This window comes from Trinickia sp. Y13 (assembly GCF_029522115.1).
Lineage (GTDB): Bacteria > Pseudomonadota > Gammaproteobacteria > Burkholderiales > Burkholderiaceae > Trinickia.
The window spans coordinates 129,307-145,092 of sequence record NZ_JAKWFK010000001.1; the positions used below are offsets into that span (position 1 = coordinate 129,307).

At 64.9% G+C, this 15,786-nt stretch carries 15 protein-coding genes; 7 read left to right on the top strand and 8 right to left on the bottom strand.

Going from position 1 to position 15,786, the window contains the following annotated elements; translation table 11 throughout:
• Nucleotides 1-388 precede the first annotated feature (388 nt).
• Nucleotides 389-2,545 (top strand): flagellar biosynthesis protein FlhA, encoded by a 2,157-nt coding sequence (locus MMB74_RS00530; RefSeq protein WP_277426639.1) that lies wholly within the window; start codon nucleotides 389-391, stop codon nucleotides 2,543-2,545.
• 187 nt (nucleotides 2,546-2,732) lie between these two features.
• On the opposite strand, the gene MMB74_RS00535 is transcribed toward MMB74_RS00530, so the two are convergent.
• The 8 genes from MMB74_RS00535 to MMB74_RS00570 all read right to left on the bottom strand — a co-directional run bounded on the left by MMB74_RS00535 (nucleotide 2,733) and on the right by MMB74_RS00570 (nucleotide 9,340).
• On the bottom strand, nucleotides 2,733-3,830 hold the full coding sequence (locus MMB74_RS00535) for an EscU/YscU/HrcU family type III secretion system export apparatus switch protein (RefSeq protein ID WP_277426640.1): 1,098 nt from the start codon (nucleotides 3,828-3,830) through the stop codon (nucleotides 2,733-2,735).
• A gap of 52 nt (nucleotides 3,831-3,882) precedes the next feature.
• Nucleotides 3,883-4,692, bottom strand: coding sequence for a type III secretion system export apparatus subunit SctT (gene sctT, locus MMB74_RS00540; protein ID WP_277426641.1), 810 nt, complete (start codon nucleotides 4,690-4,692; stop codon nucleotides 3,883-3,885).
• A 9-nt stretch (nucleotides 4,693-4,701) separates the two neighbouring features.
• Nucleotides 4,702-4,965 (bottom strand): flagellar biosynthetic protein FliQ, encoded by a 264-nt coding sequence (locus MMB74_RS00545; protein WP_277426642.1) that lies wholly within the window; start codon nucleotides 4,963-4,965, stop codon nucleotides 4,702-4,704.
• A 4-nt stretch (nucleotides 4,966-4,969) separates the two neighbouring features.
• On the bottom strand, nucleotides 4,970-5,623 hold the full coding sequence (sctR, locus tag MMB74_RS00550; RefSeq protein WP_277426643.1) for a type III secretion system export apparatus subunit SctR: 654 nt from the start codon (nucleotides 5,621-5,623) through the stop codon (nucleotides 4,970-4,972).
• 467 nt (nucleotides 5,624-6,090) lie between these two features.
• Nucleotides 6,091-6,870, bottom strand: coding sequence for an FHA domain-containing protein (locus tag MMB74_RS00555; protein ID WP_277426644.1), 780 nt, complete (start codon nucleotides 6,868-6,870; stop codon nucleotides 6,091-6,093).
• A gap of 21 nt (nucleotides 6,871-6,891) precedes the next feature.
• Nucleotides 6,892-8,418 carry a secretin N-terminal domain-containing protein gene (locus MMB74_RS00560; protein WP_277426645.1) on the bottom strand — a complete coding sequence of 509 codons (1,527 nt, stop codon included), beginning with the start codon at nucleotides 8,416-8,418 and terminating at the stop codon, nucleotides 6,892-6,894.
• A 4-nt stretch (nucleotides 8,419-8,422) separates the two neighbouring features.
• Nucleotides 8,423-8,629, bottom strand: coding sequence for a hypothetical protein (locus MMB74_RS00565; RefSeq protein ID WP_277426646.1), 207 nt, complete (start codon nucleotides 8,627-8,629; stop codon nucleotides 8,423-8,425).
• Nucleotides 8,630-8,785: 156 nt separating this feature from the next.
• Nucleotides 8,786-9,340 (bottom strand): RNA polymerase sigma factor, encoded by a 555-nt coding sequence (locus MMB74_RS00570; RefSeq protein ID WP_277426647.1) that lies wholly within the window; start codon nucleotides 9,338-9,340, stop codon nucleotides 8,786-8,788.
• A gap of 103 nt (nucleotides 9,341-9,443) precedes the next feature.
• On the opposite strand from MMB74_RS00570, the gene MMB74_RS00575 reads away from it, so the two are divergent.
• The 6 genes from MMB74_RS00575 to MMB74_RS00600 all read left to right on the top strand — a co-directional run bounded on the left by MMB74_RS00575 (nucleotide 9,444) and on the right by MMB74_RS00600 (nucleotide 15,602).
• Entirely contained in the window at nucleotides 9,444-9,908 is a 465-nt protein-coding gene (locus MMB74_RS00575; RefSeq protein WP_277426648.1) for a hypothetical protein, read from the top strand.
• A gap of 59 nt (nucleotides 9,909-9,967) precedes the next feature.
• Nucleotides 9,968-10,168 (top strand): hypothetical protein, encoded by a 201-nt coding sequence (locus MMB74_RS00580; RefSeq protein ID WP_277426649.1) that lies wholly within the window; start codon nucleotides 9,968-9,970, stop codon nucleotides 10,166-10,168.
• On the top strand, nucleotides 10,165-10,590 hold the full coding sequence (locus MMB74_RS00585) for a hypothetical protein (RefSeq protein ID WP_277426650.1): 426 nt from the start codon (nucleotides 10,165-10,167) through the stop codon (nucleotides 10,588-10,590). Before MMB74_RS00580 ends, MMB74_RS00585 begins: the two co-directional genes overlap by 4 nt.
• Before the next feature lie 10 nt (nucleotides 10,591-10,600).
• Entirely contained in the window at nucleotides 10,601-11,383 is a 783-nt protein-coding gene (locus tag MMB74_RS00590) for an EscJ/YscJ/HrcJ family type III secretion inner membrane ring protein (protein WP_277426651.1), read from the top strand.
• Between the two features lie 287 nt (nucleotides 11,384-11,670).
• Nucleotides 11,671-12,327, top strand: coding sequence for a response regulator transcription factor (locus MMB74_RS00595; RefSeq protein ID WP_277426652.1), 657 nt, complete (start codon nucleotides 11,671-11,673; stop codon nucleotides 12,325-12,327).
• 11 nt (nucleotides 12,328-12,338) lie between these two features.
• Nucleotides 12,339-15,602, top strand: a complete 3,264-nt coding sequence (locus tag MMB74_RS00600) for an ATP-binding protein (RefSeq protein ID WP_277426653.1) — start codon at nucleotides 12,339-12,341, stop codon at nucleotides 15,600-15,602.
• The last annotated feature ends 184 nt before the right edge of the window (nucleotides 15,603-15,786 follow it).

Below are 15,786 nucleotides of genomic sequence, written 5' to 3' on the forward strand. Positions count from 1 at the left end.
GAAATATTGGGCGAGATGGCCGAATCGACACGATTTCCCGTACGCGCGATCCCGCACTCGCTAGCAACGACGGTGCTCCATATCGAACGTTTGTCCGCCCGGCAAGCAAGGGGCGTCTATTGGAAAACGGCTGCGCCCGCGGCGCAGGCGCATGTGTCGGGGGGGGCGGCGTGCTGCGAGCGACAGCGGACGAGCAAGGCGCCGTTGCGACCTTCGCGCAACGCGTCGGCGACCAGCGCGGTCAATCCAATCGCATCGCAGGCGCTGCCCGCTTTTCGCTGCCCAACCGGGATATAGCGCTGCGCCGCGTCGTCTTTTGCCGCGCTCGCATGGGAACCGTTGCCATGCCAGGCGTTACTGAAACGGCTCCTTCTCTGTACGCACCACGATGACCGCCGCTTTGCCGTTGCTCCGTTTGCTGTCGATTCTGCGCTTGCATGTGACCGAAAAAGCGCAATTGACGCGGTGCCTGACCTGGTTGGGCGCGCGCGGCGACGTTGCTGCCGCGCTGTTGGTCGCGCTCGTGGTCGCGATGATGATGCTGCCGTTGCCGGTCGTGGTCATCGATGCGTTGATCGGCGTCAATATCGGTGCTGCGGTATTGCTGGTTGCGTTGGCGCTGTATCTGCCGAGCGCCGTCTGCTTTTCGAGTTTTCCCGTCGTGCTGCTGTTGACCACGCTGTTTCGCCTCGGCATCGAGGTCGGCGCCAGCCGCTCGATCCTGCTGCACGCCGACGCAGGCGAGATCGTGGACACGTTTGGCCGCTATGTCGCTGGCGACAATTTGGCGGTCGGCATCATCGTCTTTTCGATCATCGCCATCGTGCAGTTTCTGGTCGTAACCAAAGGCGCGGAACGCGTGGCCGAAGTGGCGGCGCGTTTCACGCTCGATGCGATACCCGGGCGACAGATGGCGATCGACGCCGATCTTCGCGCGGGCTTCGTCCGCCCCGAGACGGCGCAACAACTGCGGTTGGACCTCGCGCGAGAAAGCCGGATGCATGGCGCGATGGACGGGGCGATGCGATTCGTCAAAGGCGATGCCATCGCCGGGCTCGTCATCGTCGCGATCAATCTCACGGCGGGGATCGCACTTGGCGTCGTGCAGCACGGGCTTTCGTTCGAGCAGGCCGTGGCGCGTTATTCGATTCTCACGATCGGAAATGCGCTGATCGCGCAGATCCCCGCGCTTCTGATCGCGCTGGCGGCGGCTTTGTTGGTCACACGCAGCGGCGAGACTGGCGCGGCGGGCGCGACGGTGGGCCGGCAGATCGCCGACCAACTGGCTGGCGCGCCGGCCGCGTGGTTGGCGGCGGCCGCGGTGATGGCGATGTTCGCGGCGGCGCCCGGCATGCCCTGGCCGGTCTTTCTGCTCCTTGGCGGCGCGATGCTCGCGGCGGCCGTGCTTCGGCTGCGCCGCGACAAGCATGCGCAGGCCCGATCCGAGGCGTCGGCGGCGGCGCCCGTGCCCGGTGTCGTTCCCGACGATGCCGACGTGCGCCAAATCGTACCGATGCGTCCGCTAGTCGTGTCGCTCGCCCATCGGCAAACGGATGCCGGCGCCGAGCGTGTAGCCGCGCTCATGCGGGCGGCCCGGCGAGTGCGCAACGAACTCGTCTTGCGCTACGGCGTGACGGTGCCGGTCATCGAGATCGACGAACTTGCGCGGGTAGCAGAGAGCGACTACGAAATCGCCATTCACGAAGTCGTGGTCGCCGCGGGACGCCTTCATTGGGATCGAGTGTGCGTGCACGTGACCGACGACATCGAAACGCTCGCACGCGAGCGCGGCGTGTCGCAGTCGTTTCCGCTCGTCGACGGGGCCGTATGGCTCGAGCCTGGGCGGTTGCCGGAAACGGTTGCCGGGGACGGGCTGCGGCTGGGGCCGGCCGAGTACTTCGCCCTGCTGCTGCGCCGGCTATTGCACCGGCATGCCGCTCAGTTCGTCGGCATTCACGAGGCGCAGCTCGTGTTCAATTGGCTGCAGAGGGAAATGCCGGCGACGGCGAAGGAGCTGTCTCAAGCATTGACGCTGCCGCGATTCGCTGAAGTCATGAAGCTGCTCGTCGTCGAGCGCGTTTCGCTGCGCAACGTGCGCGAGATTGCCGAGACGCTCGTCATATGGGCGCCGCGCGAGAAAGAAACCGCGGCGCTGGCCGAGCATGTGCGCGCGGCGCTTGGCGCTCAGATATGCCAAGAGTTCGCGCACGACGCGGTTCTGCATGCTTTGCTGCTTGCGCGGCCATTGGAGGAAAAGTTGGGCGCCGCGCTGCAGCAGGCGCCGCTCGGCCCCATGCTCGTCGTCGACCACGACACGACGCAGGCGCTCGTCGAACGTATCCGCACGCTCAACTGCGCGTGTGCGGAAAGGCGGATCGTTCCCGTTCTGTTGACGACGCAGGCGCTGCGTCGCCCGCTGCGGCAACTGCTGGCCGACGACCTCTTCGACGCGCACGTGCTGTCCTACGCCGAGGTTGGGCCGATGCAACGGGTGCAAGTGTTCGCTACGGTTTCTCTCGACGAGCAGCCCCGGGGCGCCGGATGAGGTACCGCGGTCGATGTGGCTGGGATGCTTGGCGTCGATGTCGATGTCGATGTCGATGTCGATGTCGATGCGGAGGCGGAGGCGGAGGCGGAGGCGGAGGCGGAGGCGGAGGCGGGTGGCGGGTGGCGGGCGGCGGGCGGCGGTGCCGATGTCGAGACTGGAACAGCGGCAATTCGGGGGGCTGGTGCTACGGATCGAAGACGACATCATCGATTTCGATAGGAACGTTGGGGCGTTCTTCCAAATGTTCGATCTCGTCGACGATTCGATAGACGATGGCGACCGCGCGGTAGCAATCGGGCGGGATCGCCGCGTGCAGTTCGCCGTGCTGGAAAAGATGGCGCGCGAGTGGCCGGCATCGAAACACGGGTATGCGCTCGAGCAAAGCGCTATTCGTGAGGGAGAGGGCGCCATCGTCGGTCGTCTTGCCGATGACGATCGGCGCTTGCGACGCATCTGCCGCGTAGTCGAGCATGACCGCGATATGTTCGGGGTTGGTGACGAGCGCGCGTTTTCCGCCGCTAACGCGCGTTGATACGCCGGCGGCGGCCTCGTGGGACTGCGCTCGCTGATGGGATCGAATCAAGGGATTGCCGTTTGCATGCTGGAGCTCGTCTTTCAGTTCGCGATGGGACATGCGAAGCCCCCGGCGATGCTGCCGCTTCGCGACGATCGCGGCCAGCGCGGCTGGCACGAGCAAAGCGGCGAGGAGCATGCGAACGAAACCATGTAACAGCGTGATGCCTGCTTGCAGGTCGAATTGAAGCGCTTGCCAAGCGATCATCGAGTCGACGATCGGCAACTGCTCGCGCAGTTGCCAATAGGCGGCCGTGGCGAGCAGCCCCGCGCTCGCCAACGCAAGTCCGATGGAAACGAGGTTGTTTGCGCCGAAGAGCCCTTTCAAATGTTTCGCGGCATTGAGCCGCTTCAGCGAGGGACTCACCGCTTTCGGCGCGAGCGACAATCCGCCGATGAGCCAGGCGGCGGCGATCGAGCCGACGACAGCCGCCGCGACCACGGGCAGGATAGCGACCGCCACGAGGCGAATAGCCTGTCCGCACAAGCCGAGCCAAGCGTGCGTGCGATCCGGCGCTCCGAGCTGCGCGAATACTGCGTCTTGAAGACGAAGCCAGCGCGCCAGGTTCGCGTCGATCGAAACGAAAGCGACCTCGACCGTCAATACGGCTACGAAGAGTCCGGCGAGCACGTCGCTGCGCGCGGCGTTGCCATCTTTGCGTGCATCGCGCAGACGCTTGTCGGTCGGAGGCAGCGATTTGTCGCTCATCGGTCGGCGAGATCCAAGCTTGTCCGAGCGCCGCTTGTCTGTCTAGCGCCCATCATGGTTGGACAGACATGCGATCCGGCGCCGCGTTGCGCATCCACTGTTGAACGTCGGAGAAATGTTCGGCGGCGGTATCTGCCGTTGCGTTCAAGAGGCCGGATATCGTCAATGCGATCAGGAGCAATAAGGACACGCTTTTGAACGACAGCGCAGCGACGTAAGCGGGAAATTTTGCGTTGACGCGAGACAAGAGCGCGAAGCTGGCTTCGACCGCGCCGAGCGCCAGCAAATAGGGCGCGGCGAGCGTGAGGGCGAATCGCATCGTCGACGCGAGAAGGTCGCACACCGATCCCCATGCTTGCGGACCGAGCGGCGGCAGCGGCGTTAGCGCCGGCCAAACGGCATAACTCGTCCAAACGATGTCGAGGAGGGCGGATAGGCCACCGGTATGGATCAGAAAGACGACGAGGGCCTGTTGCAGCATCGCGCCAAGCACGGAGGCGTCGATCGAGGCTGCTGGGTCGAGCGCCTGCGGATTGCCGCCACGCTGGTAGTCGAGATAGGTGCCGGCGGCCTCGATGGCCCAGAACGGCGCGGCGACGAGGCATGCGATCACGATCCCGAGCGCGGTCTCCTTGCCCGCGGTTGCGATCCAGTCGGCCGCGGACATAGGCGCGCGAGCGAGCGCGGCCGCCACGCCGGGCGCAATCGGCCATGCAAGCGCGAGCGCAATCACGGCGCGTGCCGTGCCGCCTAGCGCATGTCCGGCGAAGACCGGCACGAGCGCGATCGCGGGCATCCAGCGCAGCGCGCATAAGGCCAGCGCGGCCACGAAGGGGAGAGCGGATTCGAGGGCGCCTATCACGTCGAAACGTCAAGCGCGAGGGACGCTCGCCAGCTCGAACGCTCGCTCGACCATGCGAACGAGTTCCACGCCCGCACCGTGCCCGGTGATTGCGACTGCGATACCGACGACGACCAGTTTGATCGCGAACGGCAACGCTTGGTCCTGTATCTGAAATGCCGACAAGACGAGCGAAATGGCGATCCCAGCACAGGATGCGGCGAGCGCGAGCGCGACCGACACCTTGAATGCGAAGACCAGTGCGTGCTGCAACAAGGCGAGCGACTCTGGCATGGCGTCATCCGTGATAGGAGAGGACGAGGGCGTGCAGGAGTTTTCCCCATCCGTCGGCCAGCACGAACAACAACAGCTTGATCGGCAAGGCGACGATCATGGGCGGCACCATTTGCATGCCCATGGCGAGCAGCACATTCGACACGAGAATGTCGACGGCGATGAAGGGGATGAACAAGAGCAGGCCGATTTCGAATGCTGCCTGCAGTTCCGAGACGACGAACGCGGGCACGGCGATGCTCCAATCGTCGGTGCGTGCCGACGCGCGTGCGTCATCGGGCCAACTTTTTTGCGCCAGTTCGAGAAAGCGTTCGCGCTCGCGTTTGCTGCCGTTGCGCAGCACGAATTGCTTGAGCGGTTCGACAACGGCGAGCGCCGCTTCGATTTGCAATGCGCCCGATCCCGGCGCGACGGGGATCGTCTTTGCGTTCGTCATGCATGCCGACAGCGTCGGCGACATGACGAACAAGGTGGCGACGAGCGCGATCGCATTGAGCGCCAGCGTCGTGGGCGCTTGTTGGACGCCGAGCGCGTTGCGCACCAATACAAGGACGACCGACATTTTAAGATAGGAGGTGGTGGCGATGGCGACGAGCGGCAATAAGGAAACGAGGCCGAGCAGTGCGATCAGGGCGAGCGGGTGCTGATCGAGCATCATGGCTTGGGCGAACCGCTTTCATCGGGGCGATGGAGCCATTGCGCTTCGCCGCCGTGTGCACCGCAGCACGGCGTGCCATGGGCGGGTGCAAGCCGCTGTCTGGCGATCGCCATCGGCTTGATGCGTCGCTGCCGGGGCGGAGCGAGACCGGATGCCGACGGCCGACTCAAAGCGCACCCGCGAGCGCAAGGCCAATCCGGACCGGACGGTCGAACGCGCACACCAAGCGAGCTCGGAGCGCATCGCGTTGGGACGGGAGCGAGCGTGCGCGCCGTGCGCTTCTGATGCGCCTCCGAGCATCGGGCCAACATTTGCAAGAGGCGCGGCGTATCGGGAGGCGGCGCTTCTTCCGCGGGCATGCGGTGATGGACGATTTCGTTACGTAGCATCGAGACGTTCAATCGAGTCCTCCGAGGGCGTAGGGGGTGAGGGATGTCTTGCCGTACCAACTTCGTCCCTATCCGGTATCACCATGTCAGCTCCGCCCCATGAGGACCTGTGAAAACCGCGCGTCCCGGCTCGATGCGCACGAGCGTGAACGCGCGCCATCGGCTGCCAGGCATCAAGACCTGGCCGTCGTCTGTCACGATGAATCCATACGGGCCGCCGCTTGCGCTGCGGATCGAGAAAGGCGGGCGTTCCCTCGTATCGTCGGGGTAAACGGTTGCTGTCAGCACGCGAACGTCGGAGGCCTGCGCCGAGGCGGGCGTTGTCCCTTGCGTGAGGCGGACCGCATCGCCCGCGGGCGTGCCGGCGGCCGTGCCCGACGCGCGAACCGCGGGTTTGCGCATGCCGAGACGAGAAGGAGCTTGCCCATCGAGACTTGCCGCAACCGCGGCGATTAAGCCCGCGGCGACGACCGCCATCGCGAGCTTCGCTTTCATCGGAAAGCGCGGTTTATCCGGCGGCGCACGGCTCGGTTCTGCGACGGCGTCGCACCATGGCGCGCTTTCCTCCTCGCAGCCCATGAGCACCGGACCGGCGAACCAGCGCGCACCGGCGACCACTTCGAAGTGGTTCTTCGCTGGAACGCCGGGAGGCAGTTCGCCCCATTGTTGCGCAGAACCCTGCACGCGACAGGACCACGACGAGGCCGCAGATCGTTCGATGGTGGCCGCATGCACGGGCATACCGGGGTCGAGCAAAACGATGTCGTTTTCGTCGCCGCTTCCGATGCGAATCTGGTCGCCTTCGAGCGCAAGCGCGGCGCCGCGATGCAAGCCCGTGAAGATACGCAGTTCAAGCATGGCCGATTGCGCTTACCTGTTTCAAAGCGCTTTGGCGCTGATGAAGATGGCGCGCTGCTCGGCACGTGCCGTTGCAACGGGGTAACGGGCGATCAGGCGCGGCGGTGCGCCGCTTTCTAGGGTGACGGCGGTGTCGAATTTGACGCTGCTCGTATTGGCCCAGGTTTGGCCCGGCAGGCCAGTGGGCTGGGCCATCAGCAAGTCCACGTCGATGCCGATCGCAGTTGTGCCGGCTGCCGCCGCAGGGACGATGCGGGCGGCGAGATCGAGGCGATCGCCCTGACTGCCGCCGCGGCCGTTGGCGGGTAGCGCTTCGGCCTTATCGCCCACGGCGCCGCGGTGGGACGACTCGGCGCCGATCGCGAGCGTGGCATGGGCATTCATCCGGCCAACGACAGTTTGATGGTTGAGCAGGCGCACGCGCTGATCGGCGACCGCTTGCGCGAGCTGCATCTCGAACGAGGCAGGATTCGAGGGCTGGGTCGCCGCCAGGCCCATATCGCCGCGTTCGCCGGCCGCCTTGAGCGCGAGCAGCGTCGCGGCGTCCGCTTCGATCACGAGCACATCCATCGAGACGAGCGCCGAGGGTCGGTCGAGCGCATCGACGAGCCGTTGAATATCGGCGCGCAAGCTGCGGTCGCCCCATACCAGCACGGCGTTCGTGCCTTCGTCGGCGACGATGCTCACGAGCGCGGGTGCGGACGCAGGCGGGGCGATCGCGCCACGGGCGCGCGGCGTTCCAAGCAAGGGAGCGGCCCCCACGGGCAGTCCGATCCATTGCGCGAGCGATGGGGCTGCGCCTGGCAACGGCGGAGGCATGTCCGGCTGGGCTGGCAACGAGAAAACCGGCTGTGCGGGCGCCGAGCTCGGGGCGAGCAATTCCCGCAGCAGCGTTGCGACGCCGGGACGAAGCGCAAGCGAGGAGGACGACAGCGGTTTATCGGCGGCTTGCGCGTAACGCAACGGAAAAATCATCGCTTCCGGCGCGGTTCCGTCGCTTTGAGGATGAGCGTGGCCCGCCACGAAGCGCCGCACGAGCGCCCGGTACGCGCGCGGGCCGCCCACTAGCACGGCATCTTGACCATCCAACTCGCCCCATCCGAAGCGCGCATCGTAAATTCCGACCGCTTCGAGCGCGCCGCGCGCGCTGTCGGCGCGCATGCCCGCCAACGCGATGCGCTCCACCGTGGAATCGTGCGCCGAGCTGACATGCAATGTGCGATTCGCAACGAACCATGAGAAGCGGTGCGCATGGGCGAGATGTTCGAGAAAGGCCCGGCCTGTATCGGCCCGCACCCAGCCGTCGAGCTTGCCCGACTGCCAATCCGGCTGCTTGCTCGGATCGATGCGCAGCGTCAGGCCGTGATCGGCCGCGAATCGACGCAGCACGTCGTGCACGGTGAGATCGGCGGCGTCGAGCGCGTAGGGCGCGGCCAACGTGGCGCTGCCGGCGGCGCCGGCAGACGGGCTTGCGCTCGCGCCGGCGCCGAGCGTGAGTGCGCAAAGGCCTGCCAGCACGAGGCGATACAAATGGATGCGAAACGACATGCTGCTATCGAATCTCATTGATGACCGTGCGTAGCAGGGCAAACCTCATTTGAAGGTCTGTCGTTGCGCTCCAGTTCGCGAGCGAGACGCCGCGCAACGATTCGACATAGTCCTGCCACCGCTCCGGCGCGGCGGGCGAGAGCGAGCGGCGCAGATGTTCGGTATGGCGCAGTGCGTTGAACAGGTGGGTTTCGGCGAGAGGAGCGGTCATGTGTCGAGAATGCGGATTGGAGTCATCCCGTTGCGGACGAGCACGGGCGAATGCGCGAGGCGCCGCGCGATATTCGAACCGGACGGGCGCAAGCGGCGAGACGCCTGGTATTTCCGGCGAACGGCGACGGTTTTGCGCCAGGACGAGCGGCGCATGTCAGGGCCCTCCGGTTTGTTCGAAGTGCCGGTCCAACTTCACGCGCAGGCGCGACAACCGCGAGCGGACCGTCCCGACCGGGATGCCGAGGATGGCGGCGACGTCGACATAGCTGACGTTATCGATGAACAGCAATTCGAGCATGTGCTGTTGTTCGGGAGACAGCGATTGCGCGAAGTCGAGGAACCGCAGGAACGTTTGCTTGACGGACACGCAACGTTCGGGTGCGCGCGTATCGACGAGCGCGTGCTCATGATCGTCGATGCGTTCGGTCACGAACCGGTAGTCCGACGTGCGATTGACGTGATTGCGCACGACGTTGAGCGCGATCGCGGTCAGCCACGTTTTCGGCTGCGCCGTGCCGCGATAAGACATGCGGTTTTCCCAAGCCCCCAAATAGGTGGACTGCAGAATGTCTTCGGCGTCTTCCGCGCTGCGCACCCGGCGCGCGATGAAGCGATATATGGAACGGCCGTGAGCGCGGTACCAGTCGTCGAATTCGGTGGTCCGATCCGCATCGGCCGATCGGACCGCATGCGAGCGTGTCGAAATCATAGGCGGGTCGAGACTCGTGACATGGCGATCCGCGCATGATCTCGGATTTGACTCGCGCTTGGACTCGATCGACTAAAAAACCGGACGATGTAACGCATCGGCGATGCGGTTCGAATCGCTTTTCGCGGCGCAATGGAACCACGGCGAGCAGGCTGTTACTAAGCCCGCAATTCCGGCATGCGATCGTTCGATCAGCGGAAGAGCGCCAGTTCCATTCTCGGTAAATAGGGGGAGTCCAATCATGACCATTGCAGCCATAGTTCCCGCCCTTCAGGCGGTTGGTTCGCTCGCAACGCTTGCTTCGTCGGTCGTGTCGGCGCTGTCTGGCACGTCGGACGCGGTGTCGCCGGGTGCAGCGGGCGCGACGAACGGCATGGCCGTCAATCAGATGGAGCGCATCCTGCAACGGCAGGAAGCGATGCAGTTGAAGGCGATGGAGATGCAGACAGAGGCCAGCATCCAAAAGATGATGACCGATACGGTCAACAGCATCGCAAGCGGCCATCTCGATTCCGGAGCGAAAGCGCAGAACGCCAGTATCAAAGCGGCTCAAGGCATTCATTTTTAAACATGTGTGAAGCAGGCGGGCGCGCGCGATCGCGCCCGCCGTCCAACGGATGGAAGAATATGATCGAGGCAGTGGAAAGCTTCGCCGCGCGCGCGGCGGATCAACGGCATGCAGCGCGGTGGGCGGCGCAAGCCGGCATCGTGTTCGCGCATGAAAAGCGCCGTGTCGACGCCGAATACGCGCTCGCATCCGTTCAGGGGCATGCGAAAACGGAACTCATCAATGCCCTGCGCAACCTCGCCCAGCAGTTGCGGCCATGACCGTCGCGAGTGGGGAGGTGAAGCCCATCGGCGTCGAACCGCCGGGTGTCGTGTCCCGCTACGTCGTTTCGCCTGTGAGTGGCCGGTTCAATACGTTCGCCGCCGCGATGGACGCCATCGACGTCAACCGGGTTTCGCTCGGTGCGGCGGCACGCGAGGCGCCCGCCGTCGGCTCGCCCGGCCCCTTGGCTCCCGCTCTTGCGCGCCACCTCGACATGCTGGCCCGGCATCGGTTGGAGGCGCAGTCGCTGTCCGACGACTTGGCTGGCGCTTGGGCGCACGGCACGGATCTGCCGGCGCTCGCGGCGAAAATGCACCGTCATGCGCGCGCCATGGCTTCCTACAACATGAGCGTCATGTGGAGCGCGAAACTCGTCGGCCTGACGACGAGCGCCCTCAAGCAGTTGACCTCGCCGGCATAAGCGGTTTGCAATGAGACTGTCTGTGCGCGTGGGGCTGAGATGGCTGGCGGTGGTGATCGCGGTGGCGGGTTTAGCAGGGTGCGGGCGCAAGGTCGCATTCCAACACGCAGCCGATGTGCGTCAAGCAAGCGAGATCGCCGCCGTGCTGGGTGCGCGGGGAATCGAGGTCGAGCGCAAGTCCGAGAAGGCCGGGGTGATGCTTTACGTCGGCGAGGCCGATTTTGCACAGGCGATGCAGGCGCTGCGGGAAGCCGGCTTGTTGCGGCCAAGCCGGCAGAGCGTCGACGAGGCGCTGGGCAAGCGCGGCATCGCCCCGACGCCGCTGGAGGAGCGCCTGCGGCACGTACATGTGGTGGAACGAGACCTCGAAGCGGCGCTCATGGATATCGACGGCGTCATCGCGGCGCGGGTGCGCGTCGTGCCGCCGGAGCGCCCGTCTCCCGGCGCACCGCTGATGCCCGCGTCGGCTTCCGTCCTCGTCAAGCATCGTGCGGGCGTCGATTTGTCGCCGCTGTTGCCGGGTATTGCCAAGCTCGTCAAGAACGGTGCGCCGGGGTTGGCGGGCGAGGACGATCGACGCGTCACGGTTTTGCTGGTGCCGGAGCAACCCAACGCCGGCGCGCGGGCGGTTTCGGGCGGCAACGCTAACGATCCGCCCCGGCTGCCGTCGATGCCGGTCGTTGCCGTAGCCGCGGGGCTCGGGTTTCTCGCCCACTCGCTGCTGCGTCGGGTGGCGTGGCGCCGTCCCAAAGGAGGCAAGGACGGCGGCGTCGACCGTGCCACCCCCGGGTAATGCCATTCCGCGAATAAACAAACCCACACTTCGCCAATCCACCAATCAGATTTCCGGTCGCGGATCGGCGCTGGAAATCGATTGCAAACGCCTGTTTGTTTCACTATTCGAGAATTTTCTTATTCGCCGATCTGCATAACGTCCCTACAGTTTCATATTGGCCGCCCGTGACTACAATTTATCGATAACCGCCGACGTGCCAATCAACGGGGCTGGTCGCGACGCGGCAGTCGGCCGAACTGGCATCCCAACCGGATCGCCGGCAGATCATAGAGGCATACAACGTCGTGAACAAACCACTGCAGATCATATTGGCGGAAGATCATGGCATTGTCCGCTACGGCATGCGGCTGGCCATCGAGGCGGGGCACGTCGCACATGTCATTGCCGAAGCCGCTAATTCCGACGAACTGATTGCGGCCGTACGGCAATATCCGTGCGACGCAATCGTGACCGATTTGTCGATGCCCGGTACACGCACGCGGGACGGCATCGCCCTCGTCGACCGATTGCAACGGATTTGCCCCGGTGTGCCCATCATCGTCGTCACCGCTCTGCGCAATGCGGCCATCTTGAACAAGCTGCTGGCCAAAGGGGTGAAGGGAGTCGTCGAAAAGGCGGGCGGCGTGAACGAATTGCATTGTGCGCTCGTCGCCGCGGGGCAGGGTAGGACCTACGTCAGTCCCGGCGTGGAAAAGCTGCTCGCACGCATGAATCTCGTCGGCGAGCGCGTCGGCCGGGAGGCGACGCTGACCACCGCGGAGATGGAGGTGATTCGCTTGTTCGCGGCGGACGGGCTAACCGCCGCCCAAATTGCGGAAAGGCTCAATCGCAGCGTCAAGACGGTGAGCGCGCATAAGGTCCGCGCGCAGCACAAACTCGGGGTGGGAACCAACCAAGAATTGCTCGAGTACTGGCGAGCGCACAATAATCTTTGTTCATAGCGATGGCGGCGGTGCGTGCCGGACTCCGGCGTATCGGGTATCGGCTAGCGGCTTGCCTCATCGCTGTCGCGGCACTCGCCGGGTGTCCGCAACATCCGCACGTCGCTTCGTCGGGCGCTGCGCGCGATTTGCGCGTGCCGCTATCGCAAGCCGAACGCAATTACCTCGAGTCCCTGCCACCGCTGCGCCTGGGTGTCGACCCGCGTTGGGCGCCAATGGCGTTCGTCGATCGTCAGGGGCGCATCGATGGCATCTCCGCGGATTACCTCGACTTTCTGAAAAGTGCGCTGGGGTTCCGCTTTCGTTTGGTGCCGACGCGCTCATGGGGCGAGACGATTCGGCTCGCCAATGAAGGCCGCATCGACATGGTGGTCGCCGTCTCGCAGTTCGACGGACTAGCGCCCGGATTCGGCTTGTCGACACCCTATGTCAGCTACCCCCTCGTCATCGTCACGCGCGAAACGGCGCCCTTCATCGGCAGTCTGCAGGACCTCGAAGGGGCGCGGGTTGCCATCGTCGGCGATGTGCAGACGGCGCATCTTCGGTTCCCCGGCTTGCCCAGCGTTCATGCGGTGACGGTTGGTTCCGCCGAGGACGGGCTCGACGCGGTTGCGCAAGCGCGCGCCTTCGCTTATATCGGCAATCTCGGCGTCATCGATCGGCTCGTGCGAGAGCGTTATGCGGGCACGTTGCGCGTTGCGGCGCCAGCCGATCGCGTTCAAGAGTTGTCGTTTGGCGTCGCGCCGCAGTTCGCGCCACTGCTGCCTCTCATCGACCGTGTGCTGTCGGACATTCCCGAAATCGAGCGCGACCGCATCCAAAACAGTTGGCTCTCGAGCCGCTTCACGTTCGGGGTCGCTCCGCGCACCCTGTGGCTCGTGCTTACGCCGCTGGGCGCGGTGACGATGGTTTTTCTCGCGCTGTTGTCGTTCAACATGCTGCGTCTTCGCAAAGAGGTTCGTCATCGCCGTCGAACCGAACGCGAACTGGTGTTCGAGACTCGTTTCAAGGCGCTGCTGATGGATACGGTGCCGATTCCGGTTTGCGTCAAAGATGCCGAGGGTCGATATGTCGCCGTCAATCCCGCCTATGAGCAGGCCATGGGCGTGCGGTCCGAACATGTCGTCGGAAAAATCCTGCCTCCGCCGGGGCCGGGGCGTGACGTCGATGTCGATGTATTTACGCAAGCGGCGCGCGCGGTCCTCGAAACGGGACGGCCCGCTCAGGGCGAGCTGCGCTATCGCGGGCACGACGACACGACCCATGAGGCCGTGTACTGGGTTCGGCTTTGCAGCGGCGAAGACGACGGTCGGGCCGCGGTGCTGTGCGCGTTCGTCGATGTCTCGGACCTGCGCCGTATGGAACGCAGGGAGCTGGAGCACAAGCGCCGGCTAGTCGAATTGACGCAGGCGCTGCCTTCCGTCGTGTTCCAATTGCGCTTGCGGCGCGCACCGCGCCCGACGTTCGAGCTGGTATTCGCCAATCGGCGAGCCGATACGCTCGTGCGCTCGCACGACACCCACGCGACCGATGCGTTTGCCCCGTTCGTGCGCTCGCTCGATCTGCCTCAACGCAGACGATTGACGAAGATGTTCCTGCGTTCGGCCCGCTTGCTCGAGCGCGTGCGCGCCGAGTTCATGCTGGAAATGCCCGACGGCCGGCTCGCGTGGTTTCACGTCGAAGCCGAGCCGCGATCGCGCGAGGACGGCAGCGTCGAATGGAATGGGTACTTGCATGATGTCACGGAGGACAAAGAGTCTCACGCGGCGCTGATCGATGCCAAGCACGAGGCCGAAGAGGCCGCAAGCGCGCGAGATGCGTTCATCGCGACGGTCAGTCACGAGCTGCGTACGCCAATGAGCGGCATCATCGGCATCTTGCAGTTGCTCGATCACGACGCTTTGGCCGATGACGACCGCCGTCTCGTCGCGATGGCCGGCAACGCCGCCGAGCTCTTGCTACGAATCCTCAATGACATCCTCGATTTCGCTAAAAGCGAAAATGGCGAGTTCTCGCTCGAATCGGCGCCCATCTGCATCGCTGAGATCGTCGAGCGGGCTGCGGGCTTCGTGGCGCCGGAGATCGAGCGCAAGGGGCTGCAGTTGCACGTGCATATTTCGCGCGCCGTGGCGCCGCGTCATCTCGGCGACATGCAGCGGCTCGGACAGGTGCTGCTCAACCTGCTCGGCAATGCCGTGAAGTTCACGGAACGAGGCTCAGTCTCGTTGACGGTCGAGGTGCTCGGCGAGACGGCCGGCACTCAAGCGCTATGCCTGCGTATCGCCGATACCGGAATCGGCATCTCCCGGGACGACCAGGCGCGCTTGTTCTCGCCGTTCTCTCAGGCGCGCGGCACGGCCGGCAGCGGGTACGGCGGAACAGGTCTGGGGCTAGCCATTTGCAGGCGATTGATCGAACGGATGGGCGGCGCCATTACGCTCGAAAGCGCGTTGGGGCAGGGCACGACGGTCACCGTCACATTGGACCTGCCGATCGATGGCACGCCCCTGGGTGTCGACTGCCACGGCGGTAGTTCGCTTCGCGCGGACGCGGCGCCGCCGCGTGCATCGGAGAGCGCGCCGAGGCGTATTTTGCTGGTCGAGGACCAACTCATCAACCGCGAAGTCCTGAAACGACAGCTCGCGAATTTGAGTGTCGTCGACTGCGATTTGGCCGAGGACGGCGTGCAAGCGCTCAAGGCCTACGAGCAGGGCGATTACGCGATGGTGATCACCGATTGCGCGATGCCCTTGCTCGACGGTTTGACTCTGGTCGAGCGCATTCGCCGGCGAGAGCGCGATGGCGCGGTCGGAGGCGATCCCGGGCGTCGCACCGTGCTCGTCGTGTTGACGGCGGACGCCACCGCACAAAAGCGGGAAGCCTGCTTCGACGCGGGCGCCGATGAAGTATTCGTCAAACCGCTATCGATCGAGCAACTGCGCGCGTTGCTCGTGCGGCATCGGCTCGTCGATTCGTGGAATACGGGCTTTGACGATGCGCTCGTGCGCGACGAGTTGTGGCAGCAGCTTTGCCGAACGCTTGCGGCGGATTTGAATGCGCTGCTCACGTCGTCGTCGAAGGGGGATAGCGGCCATATGCATGAGGTCGCGCATGCGATTGCCGGCACGGCGGCGTGGTTTCAACTGCGCGCGGTGGCCGATGCGGCCGTTCGCCTTCAGCAAGCGCTGGAGCAACAGGAGGGGGTGCAGGCATCGGTGCGCGCGTTATCGGCGGCGATCGAGCGCGCTATTGCACAGGCATGTTCGTTGGGGTGAAACGGAGCTTTTTCTTGAAGCCTGCCGCGGGCAGGGTCGATGTTGGCGCGACGCGCGTCGGGAATACCTCGCGTATGTGCTTCGCCGCTTCTCTCGCGCTCGGCCCGGAATCGCCTTGAACCTTCTTTGCGGCTTTGCCGCGCGGCCCGCGCCGCCGTTATCATCGGGTCATGTCCTCGATACC